Consider the following 11,581-nt stretch of genomic DNA (forward strand, 5'->3'; position numbering starts at 1 on the left):
TAGCTGTCGCGAATGGGGCAACAGGGCCGCAAGGCATACGGGCTGTTCCTCTGTCACGCGCTGCTCGGGATGCTGCTCCGAGAGCCTCGGCGTGGCCACCTGACACCAGGAGTCCGTCAGGATCGCACCCAGCTCCTCCACGTCGTCGAGCGCCGCGAGCCGGACGCGCACCCAGGCGAAGGACGCACATTGGTTGGTGATGGATGACGGAGTCTGCCAAAGACTGTGGATCGTTCCCTCTCTTCGAGTCGCCCGGTGGCCGACGGCCGTGCGCAAGGGGAGCACGCGAGGTGCCTACGGGCATACCCATATCCGGGCGACGTGATCGCGACTGGCACGCCGGCCGGGGTCGGCCCGCTCGTCGACGGCGACCGTGTCGTCGTCGAGCTCGAGAAGGTCTGCAGGCTCGAAGTGGGCCTGGACGGCTCCCGGGCCACGCCGTACGCGTCCCGTCCGGGACGCCGCCGCGGCTGACCCACCCGTTCCCCGTACCGGGTGGTCCCGGACCAGAGGTGACGGTCCGGGACCACCCCGGGGAGTTCATCCGAGCAGGAGGCAACGATGACCGCAGCCCTCGACTGGACCGCTACGCCGGTCACCTGGTCCGGCGCGCTGAGCAGGTACACACCGCGCTGTGGAGCCGACACGTGTCCGAGACGGTCACCTCCCAGCAGTTCGCCGTGCTCAACGCCGTGCGAGGCAGAGAAGGGATCGGCCAGCGCACAATCGCCCGGCTGACGTCGCAGGTCGACGGCACACCACATCGTGCAGGCTGATCGAGCAGAACTACCTCAGCCGCACACGGGACGCTACGGACCGGCGGCGGACCTTGCTGGCGCTGACGAGGCGGGAAGACGGCTGCATGCCGCCCTCGCGCCGACCGCTCGGATGATCAACAGCGAGCTGCGCGGCGTCTTCCCCAGCGAGTAGCGGGACGACGTGATGCGCGTCCTCACCCGGCGCGCCCAGCGACGCAAGCCCGTCCGCGCCGGCGGCACCCTGACGCTACGCGGCGGGGCCACGGGGGCAGACTCAGGTCAGGACCGCGGCATGCTGGACCTGCGCACGACGAGCTCCGGCTGGAGCACGATGCCGGTGTGCTGATGGTCATGCTCCGGGTCCGGCGGCTCGAGCTCCCGCAGCAGGAGCCGTGCTGCTAGACGGCCGATCTCCCCGGCCGGATGGCGCACCGAGGTCAACGGGATAAGGCTCGCCTCCGCGAACTCGATGTCGTCGTAGCCGACGATGGCAAGGTCGTCCGGGACGCGCACGCCCGCATCGAAGGCCGTCTGCATGACGCCCAGGGCCAGGAGGTCGTTCGCGCAGAAGACGGCCGTCGGTCGGGGCGAGAGGCCGATGAGCCGGGCCCCGGCGTCCCGGCCGGCGCCGACGTCCAGCTTCTCGGCCGGGATGTCGACGATCGCGTCGGCGCCGAGCCCCGACTCCTCCACCGCGCGGACAAGACCCTCACGACGATCCCGGACCTGCTGCAGATGACCGGGGCCACGCACGTAGGCGATACGGCGATGGCCGGCGGCGAGCAGGTGCCTGCCCGCGAGCATGCCTCCCAGGACGTCGTCAGCGGCCACCGAACAGGCTGTCTGCGCGTCGACCGCCCGGTCGACGATGACGAACGGGATGTTCGCGCGTCGCAGCGCCTCCCACGGTTCACCGTCGGACGCGACCGGTGCGAACAGGACACCACGCAGGCGCTGCTCGACGAAGAGCGACAGATAGGCCTGTTCGGCCGAAGCGCTCTCGGCACTGTTGCACACCATCACACCGAGGCCCGCTTCGACGGCCACCCGCTCGGTGCCCTGGGCGAGGACGGCGAAGAAGGGGTTCACGGTGTCCATGACCAGCAGCCCGAGCATGCGGCTCCGGCCGGCCCGCAGTTGCCGCGCCGACTCGCTGCGGACGTACCCCAGCAGGTCGATCGCTGCGTGGACACGGGCTCGGATCTCGCTGGAGACGCGCTCGGGCCTGTTCAGGACGTTGGAGACCGTCCCCACGGAGACGCCCGCCTGGCGCGCCACGTCCTTAATGCCCACCACTGCCGACCGTCCGTTCGCCTCGAATCCGTGTGGTCGCCATCCTAGGTCGCCACCACGTCATCCTGGATGAATCCTTTCACCATAGATCACTCGCACTCTCTTGACCCCTTCGCAGATACATGCTTCGGTATTGATGAAACGATTCATAATAATTCACAACGCCGACGCGGTGCAGCGCGGCCCTGGTTCTGAGGTTGCCCAATGACTGTCGTGCGGGACGCAGTGAAGGCCGCGCTCAAGGCCCAGACCATCGAGACGCCCTCCTGGGGCTACGGAAACTCAGGCACCCGCTTCAAGGTGTTTGCCCAGCCCGGTGTCCCCAGGACGCCATGGGAGAAGCTCGACGACGCCGCGAAGGTGCACGAGTTCACCGGCATCGCCCCGAAGGTCTCCCTCCACATCCCCTGGGATCGTGTCGACGACTACGCCGGGCTCGCCGCGTATGCGAAGGAGCGCGGCCTGGAGCTGGGGGCGATCAACTCCAACACCTTCCAGAACGACGACTACCGGCTCGGCAGCGTCTGCCACCCGGACGCGAAGGTGCGCCGCAAGGCCGTCGACCACCTGCTGGAGTGCGTCGACATCATGGACATGACCGGCTCGTCGGACCTGAAGCTGTGGTTCGCCGACGGAACCAACTACCCCGGCCAGGACGACATCGTGGCTCGCCAGGGCCGTCTCGCCGCTGCTCTTGCCGAGGTGTACGAGCGGCTCGGTGACGAGCAGCGCCTGCTCCTGGAATACAAGTTCTTCGAGCCGGCCTTCTACACCACCGACGTCCCGGACTGGGGTACGTCCCACGCCCACTGTCTCAAGCTCGGGCCCAAGGCCCAGGTTGTCGTGGACACCGGCCACCACGCGCCGGGCACCAACATCGAGTTCATCGTGGCCTTCCTCCTGCGCGAGGGGAAGCTCGGCGGCTTCGACTTCAACTCCCGCTTCTACGCCGACGACGACCTGATGGTCGGCTCGTCCGATCCCTTCCAGCTGTTCCGGATCATGCACGAGGTCGCGAAGAACGGCGGCCTCGCCCCAGCCACGAACGTCGCCTTCATGCTCGACCAGTGCCACAACATCGAGGCGAAGATCCCGGCCGTCATCCGCTCCGTGATGAACGTCCAGGAGGCCACCGCCAAAGCCCTCCTCGTCGACCTCGACGCGCTCGCCACCGCCCAGCGCGACGGTGACGTCCTCGCCGCGAACGCAGTGCTGATGGACGCTTACAACACCGACGTGCGCCCGTTGCTGCGCGAAGTCCGCGAGGAACAGGGGCTCGCACCGGACCCCGTCGCCGCGTACACCGCTTCCGGGTGGCAGGAGCGGATCGCCACCGATCGTGTCGGCGGCGAGCCGGCCGGCTGGGGAGCCTGACCACGCGGCTTCCCAGGGCTCAGTCCGCAGGACCAGATGATGCCCGCCCCCTCAGGGGCACCCTCCTTCCCCTTCCCGCACACTTCGACTCTGAAGGACCGATCACACATGGCCACCCACCCCGAAGTCGCCGCGCTCCTCGGCCGCGCGCACCGGCTGGGCTCCGACCCCCGCAACACCAACTACGCCGGCGGCAACGTCTCCGCCAAGGACACTGTCACCGATCCTGTCACCGGCTCCGACACGGAGCTGATGTGGGTGAAGGGGTCCGGCGGCGACCTCGGCACGCTCACCGAGGACGGCCTGGCCGTGCTGCGCCTCGACCGGCTGCGCGCGCTGAAAGACGTGTACCGCGGTGTCGAGCGCGAGGACGAGATGGTCGGTGCCTTCGACTACTGCCTGCACGGCAAGGGCGGCACCGCCCCGTCGATCGACACCGCCATGCACGGCCTGGTGGACGCCCCGCATGTCGACCACCTTCACCCCGACTCCGGCATCGCCCTCGCCTGCGCCGCCGACGGCGAGAAGCTGACGGCGGAGTGCTACGGCGCAAAGGTGGCGTGGGCGCCGTGGCGCCGGCCCGGCTTCCAGCTCGGTCTGGACATCGCGGCGATCAAAGAGGCCAACCCGGAGGCCGTGGGCATCGTCCTCGAAGGGCACGGGATCACCGCCTGGGGCACCACCTCCGAGGAGTGCGAGACGAATGCCGTGTGGATGATCCGCACGGCGGAGGCCTTCCTCACCGAACGGGGCAGGAAGCAGCCGTTCGGCTCGCCCCTGGAAAGCTACGCGGCGCTGGACGGGGAGAAGCGCCGGGAACGGGCCGCCTTGCTCGCGCCCGTGATCCGCGGTCTGGCCTCCCAGGACCGTCCGCAGGTGGGGCACTTCACCGACTCGGAGGTCGTCCTCGATTTCCTCGCCCACGACCAGCACCCGCGCCTGGCGGCCCTGGGCACGTCCTGCCCCGACCACTTCCTGCGGACGAAGGTGCGCCCACTGGTCCTGGACCTGCCCCCTGAGGCTCCGCTGGACGAGGCCGTGGCCCGGCTGAGGGAGCTGCACGCGGAGTACCGGGAAGAGTACGCCGCCTACTACGCGCGGCACGCCGGCCCCGACTCGCCCGCGATGCGTGGCGCCGACCCGGCGATCGTCCTCGTTCCCGGCGTCGGCATGTTCTCGTTCGGCAGGGACAAGCAGACCGCGCGCGTGGCGGGCGAGTTCTACGTCAACGCGATCAACGTGATGCGCGGTGCCGAGGCGGTGTCGGCCTACGCGCCGATCGAGGAGGCGGAGAAGTTCCGGATCGAGTACTGGGAGCTGGAGGAGGCCAAGCTGCGGCGCATGGCGAAGCCGAAGCCCCTCGCGACCCGGGTCGCTCTGGTGACGGGTGCGGGCTCAGGCATCGGCAAGGCGATCGCGCACCGGCTGGTCGCCGAGGGCGCCTGTGTCGTGGTCGCCGACCTGAACGGCGAGAACGCCGCCGCCGTGGCCGAGGAGCTGGGCGGCCCGGACAAGGCCGTGGCGCTCACCGTGGACGTCACGTCCGAGGAGCAGATCAGCGCCGTGTTCCGCGAGGCTGTCCTCACCTTCGGCGGTGTCGACCTGGTCGTCAACAACGCCGGCATCTCGATCTCCAAGACACTGCTGGAGACGACCGCGAAGGACTGGGACCTCCAGCACGACATCATGGCCCGGGGCTCCTTCCTGGTCTCCCGCGAGGCCGCGAGTGTCATGATCGAGCAGGGCCTCGGCGGCGACATCGTCTACATCGCCTCCAAGAACGCCGTCTTCGCCGGCCCGAACAACATCGCCTACTCCGCCACCAAGGCCGACCAGGCCCACCAGGTGCGGCTCCTCGCCGCCGAACTCGGGGAGCACGGGATCCGGGTGAACGGCGTCAACCCCGACGGGGTCGTGCGCGGCTCCGGCATCTTCGCCGCAGGCTGGGGCGCCCAGCGCGCTGCCACCTATGGCATCGAGGAGGAGAAGCTCGGCGAGTTCTATGCCCAGCGCACCCTCCTCAAGCGCGAGGTCCTGCCCGAGCACGTCGCGAGCGCGGTCTTCGCCCTCACCGGCGGCGACCTCACCCACACCACCGGCCTGCACGTCCCCGTAGACGCCGGCGTCGCCGCGGCCTTCCTTCGCTGAGGGCCCTCTGATCGCCCTGGGGCGGGTGACTGACGCACTCGCCCCAGGTGCCTCCGCGGACCGGCGGCGCCATGCCGTACGGGAACCGGCCCTGACACCGTGCCCGCCGGGCGGCGCCGGTCCGCCCCTTCTTCCCTCTTGTTCCTCGATGAGCCGCCCACACCGCGGAGGTATCCACGTGACCACCACTCCCCCGCCGTTCGCCTTCGCGTCCGCGTTCGCCGCAGTCGATCTGGGCGCCACCAGCGGACGGGTGATCGTCGGCCGGGTGGGTCCGGACAACCTCGACCTCACCGAGGTCCACCGCTTCCCCAACACACCCGTGCGCCTGCCGGACGGGCTGCGCTGGGACACCGTCGCCCTGTTCCAGGGCGTCCTAGACGGACTGCGCGAGGCCGCCCGCTGTGGCGGCGTCGCTTCCATCGGCGTCGACACCTGGGCCGTGGACTACGGCCTCCTCGACACAGACGGAGCCCTGCTCGGCCACCCGTTCCACTACCGCGACGACCGGACCGAAGGCGCCGCCGCCCGCGTCTGGGCCAGGGTCGGCCCCGAGGAGCTGTACGGCATCACGGGCCTCCAGCACCTCCCGTTCAACACGGTCTTCCAGCTCGCCTCCGCCGAAGGAACCGCCCAGCGGCAGGCCGCCCGCACGCTGCTGCTCATCCCAGACCTGCTGATCCACTGGCTGACCGGGTCCATCGGAGCCGAGGAGACCAACGCATCCACCACCGGCCTCTTCGACGCCCGCACCGGCACCTGGTCCAAGGACCTCCTGAACCGGCTCTCTCTCGATCCCGGCCTCTTCCCGCCGTTGCGCGCGCCCGGCGACCCGGCCGGCACCCTGCTGCCCCACGTCGCCGCGTACACCGGGCTCGATCCCCGGACGGCGGTGACGACGGTCGCCTCGCACGACACCGCCTCCGCGGTCGTCGCCGTGCCCGCGACCGAGCCCGGCTTCGCCTACATCTCGTGCGGCACCTGGTCGCTCGCCGGCCTCGAACTCGACACCCCGGTCCTCAGCGAGGCCTCCCGGGCGGCGAACTTCACCAACGAACGCGGCATCGACGGCACGGTGCGCCACCTGCGCAACATCATGGGCATGTGGCTGCTTGAAGAGTGCCGGCGCACCTGGGAGGGGGAGAACCTGCCCACTCACATCCCCACGCTCCTCGCCGAAGCGGCCCGGGCCGAACCCTTCGCTTCCCTCGTCGACCCGGACGCCTCGGAGTTCCTCGCCCCCGGCGATATGCCGGCCCGCATCCGGGACTACTGCGCCCGCACCGGGCAGCGCGTTCCCGGCAGCCAGGGCGCAGTCGTCCGCTGCATCCTGGAAAGCCTGGCGCTCGCCCACCGCCGCACCCTGCGCCAGGCCGCCGAACTCGCCGGCCGCGACATCACCCGGATCCACCTCGTCGGCGGCGGCTCCCGCAACGACCTCCTCTGCCAGCTCACCGCCGACGCCACCGGCTTGCCGGTCATCGCCGGCCCCACCGAAGCCACCGCACTGGGCAACATCCTCGTCCAGGCCCGCGCCGCAGGCCTGGTCGGCGACCTCGCCGACATACGCGGCCTGATCGCCTCCACCCAGCGCCTGCGGCACTACACCCCCCAGGGTGACACCGCCGCCTGGAACGCGGCCGCCGCCCGACTCGACCCCGCCCCGAGGAACCCCTGATGCGCGTCGCCCTCTTCGTCACCTGCGTCAACGACGCGATCTACCCCTCCACGGCCGTCGCCACCGTCAGACTCCTCGAACGCCTCGGCGTCACGGTGGACTTCCCCACCGCCCAGACCTGCTGCGGCCAGCCCCAGTACAACACCGGCTACCGCCGCGAGACCGAACCCCTGGTCCACCGCGTGAGCCGTGCCTTCGAGGGCTACGACTACGTGGTCACCCCGTCCGGCTCCTGCGTCGCCATGGTCCGCGACAACTACCCGAGGATCGCCCGGAAGGCCCGCGCCGAAGGCCGCGGCGACACGCTGGCGGAGGCCTGCGACTCCCTCGTCCCGAGGACGTACGAACTGACGGAGTTCCTCGTCGACGTCCTCGGCGTGACCGACGTCGGCGCGTACTTCCCCCACGAGGTGACCTACCACCCCTCCTGCCACGGCCTGCGCATGCTCGGCTTGGGGGAACGCCCCCGCCAGCTCCTTCAGGCAGTGAAGGGGCTCGAACTGCGGGAGCTGCCCGGGGCGGAGGAGTGCTGCGGCTTCGGCGGCACCTTCGCGGTGAAGAACCCGGACGTGTCGGCGGCCATGGGCGCCGACAAGATCCGCAACTCCCTGTCCACCGGCGCCGGGGTCCTGTGCGGCGCCGACAACTCCTGCCTGATGCACATCGACGGCATGCTGCGCCGCCAGGACGCCCCGCAACGCGCCCTGCACATCGCCGAGATCCTCGCGAGCACGGAAGAGGAACCACTGACATGAGCCGGACCTTCATCGGCATGCCGGCCTTCCCCAAGGCCGCGCACGACGCCGTACGCAACGACATCCTGCGCGCCAACCTGCGCCACGCCACCCACACCATCCGCGACAAGCGAGCCATGGCAGTGTCCGAACTCGCGGACTGGGCCGAGCTCCGCGAGGCCGGCAAGCAGATCAAGAACCTCACCCTCAGCAGACTCGACCACTACCTGCTCCAGCTGGAGGAAGCAGTCACCGCGGCCGGTGGCACCGTGCACTGGGCGGCGGACGCGGCCGAGGCCAACCGGATCGTCGCGGAACTCGTCAAGGCGACCGGCGAAAGGGAGGTCGTCAAGGTCAAGTCGATGGCCACGCAGGAAATCAGCCTCAACGAGGCGCTGGAGGCCGAAGGGATCCGGGCCTACGAGACCGACCTCGCCGAGCTGATCGTCCAGCTCGGCAACGACCGGCCCTCCCACATCCTCGTCCCCGCCATCCACCGCAACCGCGGCGAGATCCGCGACATCTTCCGCTCCGAGATGGGCAAGTGGGGCCGAAAGGCACCTGACAACCTCACCGACAGCCCAGCCGAACTGGCGGAGGCGGCCCGGCTGCACCTGCGGGAGAAGTTCCTGCGCGCGAAGGTCGGGATCTCCGGGGCGAACTTCATGGTCGCCGAGACAGGCACCCTCGTCGTCGTCGAGTCCGAGGGCAACGGCCGCATGTGCCTCACCCTCCCCGAGACCCTCATCTCCGTCGTCGGCATCGAGAAGGTCGTCCCCACCTGGCGGGACCTGGAGGTCTTCCTCCAGACTCTCCCCCGCTCCTCGACGGCCGAGCGGATGAACCCGTACACGAGCATGTGGACCGGAACCACCGACGCGGACGGGCCGAAGGCCTTCCACCTCGTCCTCCTCGACAACGGCCGGACCGACACCCTCGCCGACGAGGTCGGCCGCCAGGCCCTGCGCTGCATCCGCTGCTCCGCCTGCCTCAACGTCTGCCCGGTGTACGAGCGGGCCGGCGGCCACGCGTACGGCTCCGTCTACTCCGGCCCGATCGGCGCCATCCTCACCCCCCAACTCCGTGGCACGCAGAGCGAGATCGACGCTTCCCTCCCGTACGCCTCCTCCCTGTGCGGGGCCTGCTACGACGTGTGCCCGGTCGCCATCGACATCCCCGAGGTCCTCGTCCACCTCCGCGAGAAGGTCGCCGGGCAGGGCGGGAAGGGACACCGGCTGGAGAAGGCGGCGATGAAGGCCGCCGGCTGGGTCCTCGACCGCCCCAGCGTTCTCGCCGCCGGCGAGCGCGTCGCGTCGAGGACGCGCGCGCTGCACCCGAGGAAGCTGCCCGGGCCGGGCGTCGGCCCGTGGTCGGAGAGCCGCGATCTGCCCGAGATGCCCGCCGAACCCTTCCGTGACTGGTGGAAGAAGAACCGCACGTGAATCAGAACTCCCGCGAACGCGTCCTGGACCGCATCCGCCAGGCACTCGCCGACACGCCACTCACCCCGGAACCGGCACGCGACTACCTCACCACCCACACCCCCGACGCCCCCGTTGCAATCCTGGACCTCCTCCACGAGAACCTCGCCGACTACCGCGCGATCGTTCATCGCACCACGGAAACCGAGCTCCCCGCTCTGGTGGCAGAACTCCTCGACCGGCACGACGCCCACACCGTCGCCGTGCCACCCGGACTGCCCGCCGCATGGCTGTCCGCGACGACGGCCGAGCAGCACTACGACGCGGACGCCACCCTCACGCCGCACGAGCTGGACACCACAGACGCCGTGGTCACCAGCTGCGCCCTCGCCATCGCCGAAACCGGCACGATCGTCCTGGACGGCGGCCCCGGCCAGGGCCGCCGCGCCCTCACTCTCGTCCCCGACCTACACGTCTGCGTCGTACGCGCCGAGGACCAAGTCGTCGCCTCCATCCCCCAGGCCCTGCCACGCCTCGACCCAACCCGCCCCCAGACCTGGATCTCCGGCCCCTCCGCCACCAGCGACATCGAACTCGACCGCGTCGAAGGCGTGCACGGCCCAAGACGGCTCGATGTTGTGATCGTCACCCGCTAAAGATGAGGCGGTGCGCGGCGAGGAGGCCGGTGCCCCATGGCCGCGGATCTGGTCCATGCGGGCGGCAGCAGGGCCACTGGCGGGTGCCGCCCAAGCAGCCCACCTGGGTCTCGGGGAGGACGTCCTTGACGACTCCGACGATCGCGGCGTGCGCGAGCCGGTTCACCTTGAGCGGTTCCAGCGCCTTCGCGCGGTCGCCGAGGTCCAAGTTCGCGGGGCACGTTCAGGCCCTCGGTCAGCGGGCCCCAGGAGCGCTTAACCGGCTGCCCACCCGTACGCTGGCGAGCCATGATCCGGCGGTGTTTCCCCTCCCCGCTGGACATCAGCCCGCCCCAGGCGTTCCCTGAACACAGGCGCACCAGCAATCGCGAGGGGGCGCCAGTTGCCTGACATGTTCCATGTCGAGGTCCACCGCTGCGGACCCGACGTCTGCGAGGTCACCGTGGCCGGGGAACTGGATGTCGCCACTGGCTCGGACCTGCGTAATGCCCTGGCCCAGGCCATCACCACCTCCAGGCACGTCACCGTGGACCTGTCCCGCATGGACTTCTGCGACTGCACCGGCCTGGGCGTACTCTTGGCCGCCGCCCGCCTCGCCCGCACCCACGGCACGGACTTGGGACTACGCTCCGTCCCCGATACCGTCGCCTGGCTTCGCCTCCATGGTGGGGGGCACCGAAGAGGGCCACGGCGACTACTTCCGTGCCGACGCCGCGTGGCTGTACATCGTGATCCTGACCGTCGGCTACATGATCAGCCGCGGGCTGGCCAAGTCCGGGAGCCGTGACCACTACGACGGCTCCTGACCCTCGACCCGTTAGGCGCAGGACCTACAATCGCGGCGCGGCCTGGATTGCGCCACGTCTCGCGTAGTCCCGCCGCTGCAACTTGTGATCCGGGACCGCAGCGGGCTGGCTAGTTCGTCAGCCCTTGGCGATGGCCATACCGAGGAAGATCCCGACCAGCGGGGGGACACTGCCGGCGGCCATCACCGCCCACGTTCCGGTCTGCGCGGTGGTGAACGCCGCGGTCATCCCCGTGCCTGCGCCGCAGGCCTGAACGGCGAGAGCCCGCCCACCGGTGCCAGCTGTCTACTTGTACTCGGTCGGCTCCGCCAGTTCGACGATGACGCCGTTCGGGTCCAAGACGATGGCCACCTTCTGGCCCCAGGGCCTGACGAGGGGCTCCTTCGCACTGGTCGCGCCCGCCTTGACCGCCTTGCGAAATGCAGCTTCCACGTCATCGACCTCCAGGCCGATACGGAAGCCGCCCGCCGGGCTCTGAGAAGTGAAGTCCTCGATCTTGCTCAGTGCTCGACCGTCAGCAGCACACCCGTCTCCAGCGAGCCCTCAGAGCCGTTACTCAGCACAGTGAACGTGCCATCGGGATCCGCGAAGGCTTCGCTGAGCCCGAACACCTCCTTAGAGCTCGTAACACGATCATGAGTCGGACTTGTTGAGGCGTCGCCAGCAGATGAGGCTGCAGGCGAGGGAGACGAACGCGTCGTGGAGCTCGGTGC

The 11,581-nt window shown here is 69.8% G+C and carries 11 protein-coding genes and 2 pseudogenes; 10 read left to right on the forward strand and 3 right to left on the reverse strand.

The genetic code is table 11. From position 1 onward, the window contains the following. Window positions 1-312: 312 nt before the first annotated feature. Window positions 313-474, forward strand: a pseudogene (locus tag ACFWTC_RS31210) (fumarylacetoacetate hydrolase family protein); the annotation flags it as partial. Window positions 475-647: 173 nt separating this feature from the next. Then, window positions 648-776, forward strand: coding sequence for a hypothetical protein (locus tag ACFWTC_RS31215; RefSeq protein WP_384028459.1), 129 nt, complete (start codon window positions 648-650; stop codon window positions 774-776). A gap of 261 nt (window positions 777-1,037) precedes the next feature. Here ACFWTC_RS31215 and ACFWTC_RS31220 read toward each other — a convergent pair whose 3' ends face one another. Further along, entirely contained in the window at window positions 1,038-2,054 is a 1,017-nt protein-coding gene (locus ACFWTC_RS31220; protein WP_384028461.1) for a LacI family DNA-binding transcriptional regulator, read from the reverse strand. A 210-nt stretch (window positions 2,055-2,264) separates the two neighbouring features. Here ACFWTC_RS31220 and rhaI point away from each other — a divergent pair, with 210 nt between their 5' ends. From rhaI to ACFWTC_RS31250, 6 genes are all read left to right on the forward strand, one after another. Continuing rightward, window positions 2,265-3,425, forward strand: a complete 1,161-nt coding sequence (rhaI, locus tag ACFWTC_RS31225; protein WP_383926939.1) for an L-rhamnose isomerase — start codon at window positions 2,265-2,267, stop codon at window positions 3,423-3,425. A 39-nt stretch (window positions 3,426-3,464) separates the two neighbouring features. Next, window positions 3,465-5,573, forward strand: a complete 2,109-nt coding sequence (locus ACFWTC_RS31230) for a bifunctional aldolase/short-chain dehydrogenase (RefSeq protein WP_384028463.1) — start codon at window positions 3,465-3,467, stop codon at window positions 5,571-5,573. 148 nt (window positions 5,574-5,721) lie between these two features. Beyond that, on the forward strand, window positions 5,722-7,251 hold the full coding sequence (locus tag ACFWTC_RS31235) for a rhamnulokinase family protein (RefSeq protein ID WP_384028465.1): 1,530 nt from the start codon (window positions 5,722-5,724) through the stop codon (window positions 7,249-7,251). Further along, the gene (locus ACFWTC_RS31240) at window positions 7,251-8,006 is read left to right on the forward strand and encodes a (Fe-S)-binding protein (protein ID WP_384028467.1); all 756 of its coding nucleotides are present in this window, start codon (window positions 7,251-7,253) and stop codon (window positions 8,004-8,006) included. The genes ACFWTC_RS31235 and ACFWTC_RS31240 overlap by 1 nt, the downstream gene beginning before the upstream one ends. Beyond that, window positions 8,003-9,427: a LutB/LldF family L-lactate oxidation iron-sulfur protein gene (locus ACFWTC_RS31245; RefSeq protein WP_383926950.1), complete on the forward strand. Its 1,425-nt coding sequence runs from the start codon at window positions 8,003-8,005 to the stop codon at window positions 9,425-9,427. The genes ACFWTC_RS31240 and ACFWTC_RS31245 overlap by 4 nt, the downstream gene beginning before the upstream one ends. After that, the gene (locus tag ACFWTC_RS31250; RefSeq protein WP_383926953.1) at window positions 9,424-10,062 is read left to right on the forward strand and encodes a lactate utilization protein C; all 639 of its coding nucleotides are present in this window, start codon (window positions 9,424-9,426) and stop codon (window positions 10,060-10,062) included. Before ACFWTC_RS31245 ends, ACFWTC_RS31250 begins: the two co-directional genes overlap by 4 nt. On the opposite strand, the gene ACFWTC_RS31255 is transcribed toward ACFWTC_RS31250, so the two are convergent. After that, on the reverse strand, window positions 10,052-10,270 hold the full coding sequence (locus ACFWTC_RS31255) for a hypothetical protein (RefSeq protein WP_383926956.1): 219 nt from the start codon (window positions 10,268-10,270) through the stop codon (window positions 10,052-10,054). The two genes, ACFWTC_RS31250 and ACFWTC_RS31255, sit on opposite strands and share 11 nt — an antisense overlap. A 183-nt stretch (window positions 10,271-10,453) precedes the next feature. On the opposite strand from ACFWTC_RS31255, the pseudogene ACFWTC_RS31260 reads away from it, so the two are divergent. Both ACFWTC_RS31260 and ACFWTC_RS31265 read left to right on the forward strand, forming a co-directional pair. After that, window positions 10,454-10,699: pseudogene (locus tag ACFWTC_RS31260) on the forward strand (STAS domain-containing protein); the annotation flags it as partial. A gap of 25 nt (window positions 10,700-10,724) precedes the next feature. Then, entirely contained in the window at window positions 10,725-10,868 is a 144-nt protein-coding gene (locus ACFWTC_RS31265; protein ID WP_383926970.1) for a hypothetical protein, read from the forward strand. 285 nt (window positions 10,869-11,153) lie between these two features. On the opposite strand, the gene ACFWTC_RS31270 is transcribed toward ACFWTC_RS31265, so the two are convergent. Beyond that, window positions 11,154-11,372, reverse strand: coding sequence for a VOC family protein (locus ACFWTC_RS31270; RefSeq protein WP_383926967.1), 219 nt, complete (start codon window positions 11,370-11,372; stop codon window positions 11,154-11,156). Window positions 11,373-11,581: the final 209 nt, after the last annotated feature.

The organism is Streptomyces sp. NPDC058619, assembly GCF_042717785.1.
Lineage (GTDB): Bacteria > Actinomycetota > Actinomycetes > Streptomycetales > Streptomycetaceae > Streptomyces.

Excerpts from the sequence above, each read along its gene's own strand:
- ACFWTC_RS31230 (WP_384028463.1), top strand. The coding sequence starts at position 3,465 with ATGCCCGCCCCCTCAGGGGCACCCTCCTTCCCCTTCCCGCACACTTCG.
- ACFWTC_RS31235 (WP_384028465.1), top strand. The coding sequence starts at position 5,722 with ATGAGCCGCCCACACCGCGGAGGTATCCACGTGACCACCACTCCCCCG.
- ACFWTC_RS31240 (WP_384028467.1), top strand. The coding sequence starts at position 7,251 with ATGCGCGTCGCCCTCTTCGTCACCTGCGTCAACGACGCGATCTACCCC.
- ACFWTC_RS31245 (WP_383926950.1), top strand. The coding sequence starts at position 8,003 with ATGAGCCGGACCTTCATCGGCATGCCGGCCTTCCCCAAGGCCGCGCAC.
- ACFWTC_RS31265 (WP_383926970.1), top strand. The coding sequence starts at position 10,725 with ATGGTGGGGGGCACCGAAGAGGGCCACGGCGACTACTTCCGTGCCGAC.